We start from the raw sequence: 15,702 nt of genomic DNA on the forward strand, positions 1-15,702 counted from the left end.
GTAGAAGGCTTCGACAGATGTGGCGGCCATCGGGCGCCGCATCTGTCGCGACCGGTTCCCGTGGGCCTGCCGAACCCTGCGGCGCGCTCGCACCGGCACCGACAGCCTCGGCACGCCTCGGCGTTCGACGTGTGCCCCCTGACACCAACAGTGGTACCAGCGCGGCAAGTTGTCTTTCCAGTGGTGGCGGCGGATCGTGGGTACGTCATCCGGACGGGAAGGGAGCAGCGCCATGGCCGCGGAGTTTCGGAGTGACGTTCTGGGGACCTCGCAGGTGCGGATATTCTCGGTCGACGGAGACGTGGCCGGTGCCGGATTCCTGGTTGCCGCGGACCTGGTGTGTACCTGCGCGCACGTCGTCGAAGAGGCCCTCGATCTCCCGGCGCCCGTGGACGAGGCGCCCGGCGGGTCGGTGAACCTCGACTTCCCGCTCCTGTCCGCCCGTCCCTCCGCGCGGGCGAGGGTGGTCTCCTGGCGCCATGGGGGAGCCGATGTCGCGCTGCTGCGGCTTGAGCGGCCCGTCGAGGGCGCAAGGCCGGTGGGGCTCGTCGACGGCACCGAAGTCTGGGAGCACCCGTTCCGTGCGTTCGGACACCCGGATGGTGCGGATCACGGAGTCTGGGTGCGTGGCACCCTGCGCGCTGGCATGGCTGCGGGGCTCCTGCAGATGGAGGCACACCTGCCCGGGCCCCGCGTCACGGAAGGATTCAGCGGGTCCCCGGTGTGGGACGACGCCCAGGGCGGGGTCGTCGGCATGACCGTCGCCGTGCACCGAGGGGCGAGTACCGCCTATTTGCTGCCGTCGGCCGATCTGATCGATGATCACATCATGCCGGCACCTTGCCCATTCCAGGGACTGGAGCCCTTCACCGAGGAACAGTCGCAGTTCTTCCACGGTCGTGACGCCGACACCACCCGGGTGCTGGAGGCTCTTGACCAGAGGCCGTTGGTACTGGTGGTCGGGCCCTCAGGATGCGGGAAGTCCTCCCTGGTGGGGGCCGGGGTGCTGCCCCGGTTACGGGACCAGGGTGCTGGCGTGTCCGAGTTGCGTCCCGTCCCGGGCGCCCGGGCGACCTCCGTTCTCGCTCACGTGCTGACCGATGTCCTTGAACCGGGGCTCAGCGAGATCGAACACCTCGTCAGGACCGAGGAACTGGCCTGGCTCCTCGCCGACGGCCCGGACGTCCTGCCGGCGCTGCGGGACCGGATCCTGGACCGCGGCCCGAGTGCCGGGCACGTGCTCTTCGTGGACCAGCTCGAAGAGTACGCACGCGCCGTGCCGGGCGAAGCACGCGAGATGTTCCGCATGCTCTCCGTCCTCGCCGGCCGACGCGGTGCGGCAGCCCTGCGGGTCGTCGCCACGGCGCGTCCCGACTCCCTCGACGCACTGGTGACGGTCGATATGTCCGACGTCGTCAGTGATGCCGTGCAGTTCCTCGCACCGCTGAGCGACGACGACTTGAAGCGCGCGGTGACCGCTCCCGTCGACGCCGTTCCGGGGCTGTGGTTCGAGCCGGGCCTGCCCGAGAGGATCGTCGCGGACGCGGGCGACGAGCCCGGGCGGATGCCGCTGGTCCAGTTCGCCCTGACCGAGTTGTGGCACCAGCGCAGCAACTCGATGCTCACCCATGCCGCCTACGACGCATTCGGAGGCATAGCAGGGGCCCTGGTCGGACATGCGGACAGCGTCCACGCCAAGTTGACACGGGAGCAGCAAGAGCTTGCTCCCCGGTTGTTCGCGCAGCTGGCGCGGCCAGGTGGCGGCGACACCTTCGTCCGCAGACCTGCCCGCACCACCGATCTCGCCCCGGAACTCCTCGCACTCGTCCGCGAGCTGACCCGATCGGGGAGACTCCTCGTCCTCTCGCACGCACCGGGGGAATCCGGACAGGAGGAGATCGTCGACCTGGCACACGAAGCACTGACCGAACTCTGGCCGCTCCTTCGGACCTGGCTCGTGGAGTCCCGGGACTTCCGTGCCTGGCAGGAGCAGCTGCGCGCTGATATGGCCCGTTGGCAGGCGCGGAAGAGCGATCCCGCGCGTCTGCTCAGCGGCGCGGACCTGGCCGAGGCGGACCTCAAGCTCAAGGGACACAGCCAGGACGTCTCCGCGGAGGAGCACGCCTACATTCAGTTGAGCCACCGCCACTCCCGGCGCAGGATTCGCGTACGCAGGGGCGCGGAGGGAGTGCTCGCCGTGCTCACGGTGCTCTCCGTCGTCCTGGCGATCTCCACCTGGCGCGGCCTGCAGCGTGCCGAACAGCAGCTCCGCTTCCAGGCCGCGGGCCTCCTCGCTCAGGCCTCCGAGGCGCGCCCGCCGGATGATCCCGCCACGGCACTGCAACTCGCGCTGGCCGCCTACAACGCCCGGCCGACTGCCACGACCCGCCAGACCCTGCAGAGCCAGTACGTCCGCGGACAGCACCTGCTGGCCAGCCACCCATCGGTCTGGAAGGGGCGCGCCACGGACATGACGTCCACCCCGGACGGCCGCGTACTGGTAGTCACATCGACGCGAAACAGCGACAACCCCAGGTACACCGTGGTCACCGACGCCCTGAGCAGCACGCCCCGCGCACGGGAGCTGAGCGGCGTTCCCAAAGGACTGGTCCACGAACTGGCCCTGAGCCCCGACGGCCGCTTCTTCGCCGCTTCCAGCTCGTCCGATGCCGTGCTCCTGTGGCGACTGGACGATTCCCTCCGCCCCGAGCCGCTGTCCATAGCCCACCCGACGGCCGGAGGGGTCAACATCACTCTCGATTTCAGCAGCGACAGCAAGCGGCTCCTGCTGACCGTGAAGCCCTCGGGCAGATGCTCCCCCCTCCCCAAGTGCCCGCCCCCGTTCGCCGAGGCATGGGAGACCGAGTCGGATACTCCCATCCACGTACCCGACGGGCTCGTCCCCGAGAGAGGAGTGCAGCAGGCGGCGTTCACCTCCGACCCGGATTCCGTCGCGACCATCGGCTACACCGCCGGCGTGGAGGACTTGCGGATCGAGATCAGAGACCTCCACACGTCTCGGCTTCGCTACACCGCCACCGTTGACAATAACTTGAGCTCAGGCATCCGGTTGAGGGCCGGTGGTGAACTCCTCATCCGTCAGGACGGTGACGACTCGTACTCACAGCCCCTCGGAGCCGCCCCCGGCCGTCGCGCCGAACTGCCCGACGTCGACGTCATCGGGTCCACGGACAGCACCCAGCGTTTCCACATATCGTCGGACGACTCCTCGAACGGCACCGATGAGGGACTCTACGACGAGCCGATTCTCACCGACCTCAGCACCGGGCAAGCCCATATCGCCCGCATTCCCAGCGCCCGCGACACGGGCCTCTCCGGCGCGGGCTTCGCGGTGGTGCCCCGCAATGACGGCGAGGTGGTCGTCCTGGCGCCACTTGGTACCGCGCTCATGGTCGTGCGCGCCGAGCGGTACGACCGTAAACAATTCCGCGCCACGGACAGCGACGCGGCCTCCAGCGTGTCCCCGGACCGGCGCTTCATGGCCATCGCGGACCAGCGCAGCCTGCAGGTCGTCGACGCGTCCGGCGCCCGGCGGCAGTCCGTGCCGCTTCCGTTCATCGACGACGCGCCGTCCTGGACGCTCTCCTGGACCGCGGATTCACGACGGGTCGTGGTGTGGAGCAGGGGGGGCAACCTGCTCGCCGCGTACCCGGCGGGAAGTCTGAAGGACAAGGTGCCTCTCGACGGTGCGCTGCCTGGGGCGAAGGCGGCGGAGAAGGAAGAACACGACCAGGGCGGCGAGGTGGAGGAAGTCGCCGCCCTGGGCGGCAGCGAGATGGCCCTGCTGACGATCGACGGACGCCTCGCCCGCGTCGACGCAGCCAACGGGGCCCTCCTGACGAGGCCGATCCCCGCCCACCCCGACCCCGACCGGTCTGGTACGGGCACCCTCGACGACATCTTTACCGAGGGCCGGCTCGTTCCCCGTCCGCACCACCCCGGGCAGGTCGCGGCAGTAACTCGGCGCGGCGCCGCGTTCGGCGACATCCTGCTGTGGGACCTTCGAGCCCCCCGGCACATCGCGACCCTGTCAGGACTTCCGATCTCAGCGCCGTTCGTCAGCAGCGACGACCCGTCGGCCGGTCCTCTCGTCTTCGACGAGCGCGGTTCCCGTCTGGCCGTCCAGACCAGCGGCAGGAAGGTCCGGGTGTGGGACGTCGACCGGGGCAAGCAGCTGCCCGGTAGCGCGACCAGCTCCTCGGACGGGTACATGATCGGCGTCGGCGCCGGGGACAAGGTCCTCACCTACAAGGAAGGCCAGGTGACGATCCACGACCTTACCGACGCCGAGAACTCCACCACGCTGCACGTCCCCGACGGGGCGGAGGCTTTCGTACAGGAGAACCGCCTGGAGGTGCTCCTCGGAGGGGTGCAGGGGTCCTTCACCTTGCGACGTCGGACCTTCGACCTGCGTCCCGAGGCTCAGTTCCGTGCCCTGTGCAAAGTCGCGGACCGCGACTACACCACCGCCGAGCGTGAACTGCTGCCAGACGGAACCCCGGCACAGCCCCCCTGCACCTGACCTGGGCAAACGAGAAGAACCTGCGACCGAGTCCGGCAACACCGCTGTCCGGCCAGGGTCCTCCCCGCAGAATGATCCGCATGAACGATTCACAGGATTTCGCTCTCTCGGACGGAACCACAGTCCACTTCCTGATCCAGCCCGCAGAGCGTCCCACCTCCGACGCGGAGCAGGCACCGGACGGTATCGGCCCTCTCGTTCCAGTCGCAAGGCGAAGGCGGGCAGCCGCCGCCGTCGCCGCCGACGCACTGCGCACGACGCTGCAACCCCTCGGCTCGCTGGTCCAGGACGTGCACGACGCGATCACCACAGGGGCGACCCCACCCGACGAAGTGTCCGTCACCTTCGGCGTTCAGCTCGGACACGACCTCAAACTCGGCATCGTCAGTGGCAGCGGACAGGCGCATCTGACAGTCACCGCCACCTGGAAACCAGAACAGAACCAGGCATCCGGGGCCTGACAGCACCAGCGTTGGGCCTCGATCATGCTGTCACCGACAAGTCGGAGCCCAACGGCCACCATCTGCCCCCAGTGCCCGTGTAGCTCACCTTGATCGCAGGACAGTTACACGAGCGCTGGGGGCACGAATGTGCCCTCCGCATCCGTCCCCACGAGATGAAGCCCCCTCTGCCCACAGCGTCACGTCGCCACAAGGGGCTGTAGCCGCGCTGGCCCGGCCGCCCCCGGAGATCATCATGCCCGGGTACGGTGTTCTCGACCCGCTGCCTCGGTAGGGCGGCATCGACCCCGGGAGGGGGCGAGGTTCGTCGACGCGGCTACCAGGCAACGGCTGAAGTCCGCAGCTCTCGGTGAGCTCCAGGTCGATGCCCTCCGGTGAGGAGCCTCCGGCTCCGGTCCGCGCTGCTCAGCCACATCGGAGGTATTCCACAACTCACGTGGCGCGTCCTGGAGATGGGACACCTCGGGTGAGTCCGTGAATACGCCATCAGCTCGAAGACGCTGTCGGGGCACAGGACGCACCGCAACCAGATCCTCGGCCCTTCCCCCGCGGAACCCGGGCCTCCTGCCTGAGGTATGGCTCCACTGGGACCACAGAACCGTTCAGCAGTGCGGCCCGGAGGCTTTGCTGCGCTCCAGCATGGGCTTTCTCACTCGTGCGCCCGGCAACTGCTTCTGCACCCTGTGGGTGCCGATTACTGTGTCACCTCATGCGACCTGCGAGTACTCGTGGATCAGTCCGCCGAGTCGGTCACGGCGCAAGACGCGGACGCTGCCGGATGGGGACTGATCGTTTCGCCCGTCGGGCGGTCGCTGGTCCAGGCTGCGGTGGGGCCGGTGGGCGTTGTAGTGATCGGCGTACTCGGTCAGTACGCGGCGCAGGTGGCGTTCGCCGGCGATCAGGATCCGGTCGGTGCACTCGCGGCGGACACTGCCGACCCAGCGTTCGGCGATCGCGTTGGCTCGCGGAGCGCGTACCGGCGTCACGATGACCCGAGCGCCGATCGAGGTGAACACCGCATCGAATGTTGCGGTGAACCTGGTGTCGCGGTCGCGTATGAGGAATCTCAGCTCGTCGGCGCGCTGCCCCAGGTCCATCAGCAGGTTGCGGGCCTGCTGGGTTACCCACTCCCCCGACGGATGTGCAGTCACGCCGGCCAGGTGGACCCGGCGGGTGCCGTGCTCGATGAAGAACAGCACGTACACCCGGCGCAGGAACACCGTCTCCACGTGGAAGAAGTCCACCGCGATGATCGAGTGGGCCTGTGCGGCCAGGAACTGGCGCCAGCTCAGCCCGGCTCGCGCGGGTGCGGGATCGATGCAGGTGTCCTTGAGGATCGCCCACACCGTCGACGGCGCCACCCGGTACCCCACGCCGACCAGCTCACCGTGAATCCGCCGGTAGCCCCAGGTCGGGTTGTCGCGCGCCATCTCCAGCACCAGCCCGCGGATCACCGCCGCGGTGCGTGGACGTCCCGGCCGCCGGTGCGGAAAGGTCCAGCGGCGCTGCACCAGCCGAGCGTGCCAGCGCAGCACCGTACGCGGGGAGACAAACAACCGCAGCCGCCGACGATGAACGGCTGGCAGCAGCCGGACCAGCGCCGAGATCACCGCTCGATCCGCCCACGAAGGGCGCGGCCGCTTCACCTGCCGCTGCAGCACCGCCACCTGATGCCGCAGCACCAGGATCTCGACGTCCTTGGCCGCATCCGACCGAGCCAGCAGCATCACCCAGCCGAACACCCGCAACACCGCGAGATATACCAGACGTAGCGCCATAGGAACTGACAGTGCCTCACCTGCGCGGAGCCCGTGGCCAAACATGCAGACGATCAGGTTCCTCGCAGTTCACAGCCGATGACAAAGTTCTCGGCACCGACACGTCGATCCCCGCCAGGTGGCCGACGAGCTCGGTCTGTCGTACGAGGCGCTGATGAAGCGCCGGCGCCGGGCCGAGCACCGCCTCGCCACCGCGATCACCAGCGGCGATCTCGGTCATGCGAGCGAGCTGATGTCCAATCCCGGCTCCTGAGGGGTCATGACCAGCGACGAACGACGCCGCGCTAGGACGGGCCCGGGAGGACACTCGGGGGCGTCTTTGATATCCAGCGCGACCGGCCCAACCCCGACAGCCGGATCTTCGGACAAGCCACTTCCCGAACCCGCCAGCAGCGACTATATGCCTCCATCACCGTGACTTGACAAATACAGAGGCACCCCGGGTCGGGTGGAGGCTCCATCGGACCAGGCGCTTCAAACCGACGACTAATTCGACGACTCTGTCGCCGGCGGGACACCGCACCGCCCGCAGCCGTTCGCATGGTCGTCCCGACAGACGTAGCCGATGGCACCTTCCACGCACCATTCGGCAGCTGCTTCGGACAGCAGGTCCGGCCCGGCAAGCAGGAGCCGACGCAGTTCAGCGTTGTCCGCAATGTCGGCCGGACGGCTGGTGAACCACTCGTCGAACCAAGGCTTGTCCCGGTGCACGCGCCAGTGCCCGTGCTCCCGGTCGTCGACTGCGGCAACGAACCGATCGACGATGCGCCCCCAACTAGGTGCGCCGAACCAGCCGTTGTCGAACGCGCAGAAGAATTCGATCAGGGGCCGCAGGCCGAACTCCTGCTCGTGGAGGCGGTACGCACGGCCCCAACCGATCGCGTCCTGTGCCATCTCCGCGAGGTCGTCGCGCGGATCATCCTCGTGCGCCGGGTCGTCAGGGCTGTGGCAGGCCAACCCAAGCTCGAGCACGGACTGTCCAGTCGGCAGAACCCGAGACGGGTTGACGATCGCGAGACCGACAGCGACCCAGTCGACATGGTCAAACGACAGCATCGAGCGCACGAACCGGGTGGTCGCCGCGTTGATCCGCATCATCATGCCGTCGTGCAGCGGGCTCCTGCCGGCATGCCAGTTCTCGACAGGCGTGTTGCGCCACAGGGCGAGCGTGATCCGGGTGGCGGCGAGCCACAGCAGAGCGTCGTCGTCAAGGTGCCCGAACCGGCTGGCGCACTCCTGGGCGCCGTACCGGATCAACTCTCGCTGGCTCGGTCGCGCGTGGCCGTCGGACCTTTCAGGTTCGACGTACTCGTAGTCGGTGGCGTACTCGTCGAGGATCTCGTTGAGCTCGGCTGCGCTGTCGGCGACGTTGCACTCGAAGCCGTCCGGCCCATTGACGGTGTACACGTCGTGATCCCACGTGACTTGCACGTCGCCCCAGAGCACGACGTCGTCGCACTTGTCGATGGCGCCGTCAGTCACTACCGGCCTGATCGTGATCGGTGCAGTTCGCCCATCGGTCCGCCCGTCGTCCTGTTTGGCCGCCCACGCGGTGATGACGCCGAGCGGCTTCAGGACGAAGGGACCGACCTCGGTGAAGCTGAACGGCTCGTCGTTCTCATCGGTGTCGAACCGGCTGTTGATGAACGCGACCGCCTCGGCAGGCGTACTGACGATGGCCTCGGCGCCACTGTCGTTGTCGACAACTCGCCACAACACGCTGTTCTTCACGACGGTCTCCGATCGAGGTGGGGACACCCGGGGCTGGCAGGACGCGCCGAGTTACTCGGCGCTGACTCCAATGATGGAGTGACCGTCCCCTCTGTAGGTCCCGCAGGCGCTCGTCGGCGAAGATGCCTGAGCGGACGGTGTGCAACCTACATTTCGCGACCGTGGCGACACGCCCGAGATCGAGAAGAGTACGGCGGCGTGTCTGCGAAGTCTGCGCTGCAGGTCGCCGCACCCGGCGTCGAGTAGTCCACGAACGACAGCTGGACACCGCGCTCGGTTCCGCCCTGGTCGTAGTACCAACCGATCACGATCGCCCTCACACGGTCGTAACCCGCCTCGGCGGCAGCGTCCGCGGTGGTCGTGATGCCCTGCGGAACCCTGTGGCGCTCGATTGTTGGGTCACGTGGTCTGAACTGCGGCCATGCGGCGTGGTGGTACTCGCTGATCAAGCCCATGACGAGGCGTTTTCGGCGGATGCGGCGGAGGTCGATGGGTTCGGCCGTGTCCTGGATCGGCTGCGTTTGGATGTCCGGTGGGCGCTGCTGCCGGGACTGGTGCGGCCAGTGGCGGTTGTAGTGGACCAGGTACTCGCGGAGGACCATCGCCAGGTCTCGCTCGCCGAGGATGAGGGTCCGGTCCAGGAGCTCGCGACGGAGGGTTCCGATGACGCGCTCGCAGATGGCGTTCATCCGCGGCATCCGCGGCAGGGTTGTGATAACTCGCAGCCCGTCGGCCCTGAACACCACGGCGAGCGCGGTCGTGAAGAGCGGATCGCGGTCGTGGATCAGGAATCGCAGCGTGTCGATGCGGTCGCCCAGGTCCATGGCCGGGTTGCGGGCCTGCTGCACCGCTTACATCCCGGGCGGATGCGCCGTCACGCCGCCCAGGTGAAGTCTGCGAGTTCCGTGCTCGATGAACACCAGCACGTACAGCCGTTTGAGCAGGACTGTCTCCACGACCAGGAAGTCGCACGCGTTGATCGCGTGAGCCTGGGCGGTGAGGAACTGCCGGCACGCCGGGGTGCGGGGTCCATACCGGCGGCGTGCAGGATCTCCCACACCGTGGAAGCGGCCATCGTGTAGCCGAGCCGGGCCGGTTCGCCCTGGACTCTTCGATGACCCCAGGTCGGGTTCTCCCGCGCCATGCGAAGAATCAGCGTGTTGACCGAAACGCCGGTAGGCGGCCGTCCCGGCCAGCGCCGGTCGCTGTAGGCCCACTTCCGCCGAGTTGATCACGGCGCAAGACGCGGTCGATGCCGGATGGGGCTCATCGTTTCGCCCGTCGGGCGGTCGCTGGTTCAGATTGCGGTGGGGCCGTGAGCCCCACCGGGTTCGGCGAAAGTTGGTGCACTCCGGGTTCGGTGGTGCTGTGAACGGAACCCGGTGGCCTTCACATCGGTGCCGACGGCGCGATCGGCACCCCCTACCGCCGCCGCAAGGGGCCACAAGCTCGGATGGCACAAGAAGCTGTTCAACCGGCACCACGCGACGGTCCGGGCTGTGGGCGAGCAAGGCGCCAGCACCTTCAAACGCTGGCACATCCTGCGCCACGCACGCTGCTCACCAGCCCGGCTGACCGCCTTCGTCCAGGCGATTCTCGCCTTGCATCACCACGCCAGTTGAGGTTGGAAACAGTTCCTTGTTTAGGGACCCGGTTTTCTCGCCTCGACTCCATTATCACGATCTTCGAGTCAAGAGTATGCAACTCTCCACACCGCCATGGCAACAAATGCCTTGCTTTCGCGATGATGCATCCTTACCGCAGCGTGATTTGTTCATTGCGATCTTTTCTTCCATCCTGGAACGTTGTCCTGAACCTGGGAGGCAGGAATGGTCACCAGCACGCCGCCGCCGGTACCGCATCCATCGGATCCGGCTGTTGTGAAGTCGACCCGCGGTCTGATCGCCTACCTACGCGATCTGGTGCAGGCGAGTGGCAAGCCCGTCCGCGATACGGCCGCCTACGAGCGCGTCTGGTGGTGGTCTGAGCTGCCCGAGGGACTGCGGCCATCGAGACCGGCAGAGGACGGCGTGCTCGTGCAAATCGACTTCGAACCCGAGCGCCCGCCACCTGAGCTCGCGGCCCCGCTGCACGGCTGGGTGGATGTGGCTGTCGCCGACCCGGACCGGCCGCCGGCCTTCGCGTTGGACACCGCCGCGCCACCCGCCGGTGGCGGTGACACAGGTGCGGTGGTCACGCAAGAGCAGGCAGCACAGTTGGTGCGTGCCTACCGGGCCTGGCGCCCACAGTGGGACCACTGGGCGGCCGCGGAGCGAACGGCGCGGCCACGTCGGCGGCTGCGCAAGGAGCTAGCCCGAACGGCTCGGCAGCTGAGTCTCAATGACGATGCGATGGAGCTGGTCGCGGCGCTGGGGCTGCTGACGTGGGATTCACCTGGCGGCCACAAAATCCAGCGGCATATTCTCACGGTGCGGTTGAGCGTTACGGTGGACCCCCGTACCTCGCGGCTGACCGTGAATGTCCTCGACGATGCCCTTCCCCAACTTGAAGATCGGTACTTTCTTCAACGTGACGACGGTTTCCTCAACGAGCAAATCCGATTTCTGCGGGACCAACTCGATCACGAACCTCCGGCTCTGCTGAGCACTGCAATGATCGACCTTCTGCGCGGGTGGCAGGAGCGAGCGCTAGAGCAGGCCGGGCGCTTTAGTGAGACATGGGACCGGCCGGAGGATGCGGGCGCGACACCGCTGCTGACCCTCTCCCCGGCACTGATCGTGCGGCCACGTGACCGCAACCGGCTGGTGGACTACTACGAAAGCATCCAAGCAACCTTGCGGTCGAGCGATGCCCAGTGCCCTCTCGGCCTCGCCCAGCTACTGCTTCCACTGAACACTCAGGAGCGCCTGGCCTGGCGGACACGATCACATCGCGCCGCCGATCAACTACTGAGCGATGATCCGCTGTTCCCGCTCCCGGTCAACCAGGCGCAGGCGGCGGTGTTCGAGCGACTCCGCAGAGATACCGCGATCGTCCTGCAGGGCCCGCCAGGGACGGGCAAGACCCACACGATCGCCAACCTGCTAGCGGCCCTGCTGGCCGACGGTAAGCGCGTCCTGGTCACCAGCGCCAAAGACCAGGCGCTCGACGTCCTCGCCGACGACGACATGCTGCCACCGCAGCTGCGGAACCTGTGCATTCGGCTAACCAACCAGCGCGGCACCGGCCGGGAGGAGACCGAACGCACCATCCGTGCTCTGTCTGACAACGCCGCGACCCGGAACCCGACCCAACTACGGGCTGCGGTGAATGACCTGCAGGACCAACGGGCCCAGCTGCGCCGCCGCATCAGCCAACTGCACCGGCAGGTGACGCAGCTACGCGAGGCCGAGACGCTCGACCACGGCGAGGTGGCTCCCGGCTACGCTGGCACGCGCGCCGAGATCGGCGAGCGGGTACGCCGCGCCGGGCAGCTGCACGGCTGGATCGCCATGCTGCCCGCATCGGGGCCGCCAGCGCCTCCACTCGACGCCGTAGCCGCGCTGGAACTGCTGCAGCTGCTGCGGTCCGAAACGATGACCCGGCGGAGCCGGCTCGGGCAGTGGCTGCCCGCCCCTGCCGGGCTGCCCACTCCCGAGCAGTTCGAGCAACTGGTCGAAGCCGCCAGGCCATCAACTTCCATCGCCGGGCACGATCAACTGGCTGGCGCTTTGGGACGACTCGCCGATGCGGACTTCATCGAACTGGAACGCCGCCTGCAGGTCGCGGTCACCGCGCTGCAGCGGATGGGAATGCCGCAGCAGGCCACGGCGTGGCCGAGCGGCGACTGGCGAACCCGGGCGCTACGCGATGCCCTGACCGGACGGGCGCGTCGCCTGTGGCAGAAGGCAGCGCAAACGACCCAGCAGGTGCAGCGGCACCGCGACAACGTCCTAGCGCTGGAGATGGCCCATGTCCAGGCGCCCACCGTCGACGGGCCCGAAGCCGCCGCGATGGCCGCCGCACTCACCGACCTGTGCGCCTACCTCGACGGCGGCGGGCGGCTCCGGCGCGTCATGCCGCATCGCACTCAACGCGTCGCCGAGGAAGCGATGCACCGGTCACGCGTGAACGGACGGCCCCCGCAGACCACCGAGGAGTTGCGTGCCCTCATCATCCATTTGCAAGCCGCCTCGGCGCTGGCTGCTGCCACCGCCCACTGGGTCCAACTGGGAGTCTCAATCACTCACCACGGGACGCTCCTGGTGGGCTTGGAGGAGGTCTGCAACCGCAGCGCGCCCTTGGGGCAGGTGGAGGCGTTCGCCGACGCCCACGCCGCGATCAATGATCTCCTCATCACCAGCGGTATGCCGCAGGCGATCCATGACCAGCCGCACTGGGACGCTTTCGCCCGCAGCATGCGCCTGGTCAAGGACCAGGCCGCCGTCCAGCGGGCCCGCGCACGCATCGACGCCTGGGCAGCTCATTGTCGGCCCGCCTCCCCCGACAGCGAACCCGCGCCTGAAGCCGCCGCTGTCGGGGCAGCCCTGCGCGGGCTCGACCCGTACGCCTACGCGCGGGCGCTACCAGGGCTGCGGCAGGCACTACGCGATCAAACCGACAGCCGTCGGCAACGCACGCTGCTGCAGGCCCTCGGGGAAGCGGCCCCCGGCCTGGTCGAACGGCTGCAGGAAACTCGGCATGAGCCGGTATGGGAGCAGCGGCTGGGCGCCTTGGACGCCGCATGGGGTTGGGCCCGGGCGGCGGCCTTCCTGTCCCAGACCACGCCCGCAGGCCACGAGCGCCAAGTCGAGGCGGCCCTGGACGAGGCTGAAGGGCGGCTGCAGCGCCTTACCGCGGAACTGGCGGCCGAGAAGGCATGGCAGCAGTGTCTGGAACGCATGACTCAGCACCAACGCCAGGCCCTGCAGACGTTCAAAAATCGGATGAGCGACCTGGGCAAGGGGACCAGCCGGCGCTATGCGGGCCGCCACCGGGCGGCCGTCCGCGAGGCCATGGAAGAGACCCAGGCCGCCGTACCGGCGTGGATCATGCCGCTGGATCTGGTCGTGGCGACGGTCCCGCCCATTCCCGACAGCTTCGACGTCGTGATCATCGACGAGGCCAGCCAGCTACGCGTCGACGCCGCGTTCCTGCTGTGGCTGGCACCCCACGTCATCGTGGTCGGCGACGACCAGCAGTGCTCGCCGCCGCCCAGCAGTTTCGGTGAACTCGAGCCGATCTTCGACCGGCTGGACGACTACCTGCCCAACGTCAAGCTGTCGCGGCGCGAAGACTTCTCTCCCAAGTCCAATCTCTACCGGCTCATGGAGACCCGTTTCCCCGACACCCAGCGCCTCACCGACCACTACCGCTGCATGCCCGAGATCATCGGATGGTCGTCGGCCAACTTCTACGACAAGCAGTTGGTGGCGCTGCGCGAGTACGGCGTCGGCCGGCTCGACCCGCTCCAGGTCGTGCACGTCGACGGCGGCTACACCGAAGGCCGCGAAGGCAAACTTCGCAACCCGGTCGAGGCGAAACTGATTGTCGAGAAGCTCAAGGAGCTGTTCGCCCACCCCGATTACCGCGGCAAGACCTTCGGCGTCATCGCGCTGCAGGGCTATGGGCAGGTCCAGTTGCTGGACCGGATTATCGACCAGGAACTGCCGGACCTGAGCGAACGCGAGCATCGCCGCTTGCGCGTCGGCACCCCCGAGGAGTTCCAGGGCGACAAACGCGACGTGATCCTGTTGTCCATGGTGATCGCTAAGACCCATCCCGCGCTCACCCAGCAAGGACACCGGCAGCGATGGAACGTCGCCGCCAGCCGTGCCCGCGATCAGATGTGGCTGTTCACCTCAACGCCGGCGCATCTGCTCAGACGCACCGATCTCCGCCACTCCCTGCTGACCTACATGCAGGCGCCGCCGCCACTCACCACCACCCCCGGTGACCTGCTCGATCTCACTCCCGGCGAACTCCACCGCCCCTTCGACTCGCTGTTCGAGCAGCAGGTCTTCCTGAAGATCCGCGAACGCGGATACCACGTCGTCCCGCAGTTCCCGGTCGGCGGCGGCCGACGCATCGACCTGGTCGTCACCGGCACCGCAGCCCGCCTGGCCGTTGAATGCGACGGCCACCACTGGCACCGCACCCCCCAGCAGCGCCGCCACGACCTCGAACGCGAACGCGAACTACGGCGAGCCGGCTGGCACTTTCGGCGCGTCGGCGAAGGCGACTTCCGGTTCGACCCCGACCGGGCGCTGCTGCCGCTGTGGCCCGCCCTCACCGAGCTCGGCATCGCCCCGGCACCCGCAGCCGCCGCCCACTCGAGCCAGTCGAGCCAGCTCGGCGCCTGGACCCCCCTCGACCCGCCCGACCCCGGACTGGAGAATGCACGCGATGAGTGACATGCGCCGCCTCGACGACAAGACCCTCCAAGAAATCGCCCGGCTCATCTGCGGCGATGACGGGCCCCATTACCGCCAGGGCCGCGAACTCGCGCGCTTCCTGGACGACGCCGGCTGGAAGGGGCCCTTCGACTACGACGGCGAGCGCCGCCTGGACTGGATCACCCAGCACCTGCGCGAGCACCGCGACCAGCCCGACGACATCGAGAAGGTGCTGATCCGACTATGTGATGGACGCGAGTACCTCGGTGAACCCGCCGTGACGGTCACCGAAGTCACCCAGCAGCTCAACCAGATCCTCGTCCACGAGGGCTACAAGGTCGAGCGCCCCGCCGGCCGCCCCCGCCTCATCGAATGCGACCCCGCATCGGCGTCGGCCGCGACGCTGGCCCCGGTGACACTCCGCACGACCATGCGCGAGGTCATCCAGGACCCAAGGCTTGCCGCAGTGCTGCAGAGCCGCTTGGACGAGGCACAAACCAGCACCGAGAACGGCTGCCATGTATCGGCGATCATCATGCTCGGCAGCCTGTTGGAAGGCGCCCTGCTGGAGGCAGCAAGAACCCGACTGGCGCCCCCGCCGCCCCCCAATCACCTCAAATCGCTCACACTGTTCAAACTTTTGGAACTGGCTCGCAAGCACCGCTGGATCGGCGCCGACGCGCTGATGTACCCCTGCGACGCCCTGCGCGAGTACCGCAACCTCGTCCATCCCAACGCGCAACTGCGGATGGGTGATCCACCCGACCGCGACACCGTCGACATGTGCTGGCCGGTCGTCAACGCCACTCTGAACGACCTGGCTGCCAGCGCCCCCACGGGGTCACCAGGCTAGC

10 protein-coding genes are annotated in these 15,702 nt (G+C 67.9%); 6 read left to right on the top strand and 4 right to left on the bottom strand.

Annotated elements, in window-relative coordinates; all coding sequences use genetic code 11:
• The first annotated feature begins 301 nt into the window (after positions 1-301).
• Both OHA34_RS14145 and OHA34_RS14150 read left to right on the top strand, forming a co-directional pair.
• Positions 302-4,543 carry an nSTAND1 domain-containing NTPase gene (locus OHA34_RS14145; RefSeq protein ID WP_329521864.1) on the top strand — a complete coding sequence of 1,414 codons (4,242 nt, stop codon included), beginning with the start codon at positions 302-304 and terminating at the stop codon, positions 4,541-4,543.
• 80 nt (positions 4,544-4,623) lie between these two features.
• Positions 4,624-5,004 carry a CU044_2847 family protein gene (locus OHA34_RS14150; protein ID WP_329521865.1) on the top strand — a complete coding sequence of 127 codons (381 nt, stop codon included), beginning with the start codon at positions 4,624-4,626 and terminating at the stop codon, positions 5,002-5,004.
• A 707-nt stretch (positions 5,005-5,711) separates the two neighbouring features.
• On the opposite strand, the gene OHA34_RS14155 is transcribed toward OHA34_RS14150, so the two are convergent.
• Positions 5,712-6,782: an integrase core domain-containing protein gene (locus OHA34_RS14155; protein ID WP_329521866.1), complete on the bottom strand. Its 1,071-nt coding sequence runs from the start codon at positions 6,780-6,782 to the stop codon at positions 5,712-5,714.
• Positions 6,783-6,900: 118 nt separating this feature from the next.
• On the opposite strand from OHA34_RS14155, the gene OHA34_RS14160 reads away from it, so the two are divergent.
• Entirely contained in the window at positions 6,901-7,035 is a 135-nt protein-coding gene (locus OHA34_RS14160; RefSeq protein WP_329521867.1) for a hypothetical protein, read from the top strand.
• Positions 7,036-7,268: 233 nt separating this feature from the next.
• On the opposite strand, the gene OHA34_RS14165 is transcribed toward OHA34_RS14160, so the two are convergent.
• From OHA34_RS14165 to OHA34_RS14175, 3 genes are all read right to left on the bottom strand, one after another.
• The gene (locus tag OHA34_RS14165; protein WP_329521868.1) at positions 7,269-8,513 is read right to left on the bottom strand and encodes a hypothetical protein; all 1,245 of its coding nucleotides are present in this window, start codon (positions 8,511-8,513) and stop codon (positions 7,269-7,271) included.
• Between the two features lie 146 nt (positions 8,514-8,659).
• On the bottom strand, positions 8,660-9,361 hold the full coding sequence (locus OHA34_RS14170) for an integrase core domain-containing protein (protein ID WP_329521869.1): 702 nt from the start codon (positions 9,359-9,361) through the stop codon (positions 8,660-8,662).
• Between the two features lie 3 nt (positions 9,362-9,364).
• Complete coding sequence (locus tag OHA34_RS14175; protein WP_329521870.1) at positions 9,365-9,571, bottom strand: hypothetical protein; 207 nt, start codon at positions 9,569-9,571, stop codon at positions 9,365-9,367.
• A gap of 339 nt (positions 9,572-9,910) precedes the next feature.
• Here OHA34_RS14175 and OHA34_RS14180 point away from each other — a divergent pair, with 339 nt between their 5' ends.
• From OHA34_RS14180 to OHA34_RS14190, 3 genes are all read left to right on the top strand, one after another.
• Positions 9,911-10,135: a transposase family protein gene (locus tag OHA34_RS14180; protein WP_329522404.1), complete on the top strand. Its 225-nt coding sequence runs from the start codon at positions 9,911-9,913 to the stop codon at positions 10,133-10,135.
• 207 nt (positions 10,136-10,342) lie between these two features.
• Entirely contained in the window at positions 10,343-14,866 is a 4,524-nt protein-coding gene (locus OHA34_RS14185; protein WP_329521871.1) for an AAA domain-containing protein, read from the top strand.
• Positions 14,859-15,701, top strand: coding sequence for a hypothetical protein (locus tag OHA34_RS14190; protein WP_329521872.1), 843 nt, complete (start codon positions 14,859-14,861; stop codon positions 15,699-15,701). The genes OHA34_RS14185 and OHA34_RS14190 overlap by 8 nt, the downstream gene beginning before the upstream one ends.
• Position 15,702: the final 1 nt, after the last annotated feature.

Source organism: Spirillospora sp. NBC_01491 (assembly GCF_036227065.1).
In the GTDB taxonomy this organism is placed as follows: domain Bacteria; phylum Actinomycetota; class Actinomycetes; order Streptosporangiales; family Streptosporangiaceae; genus Spirillospora; species Spirillospora xylanilytica.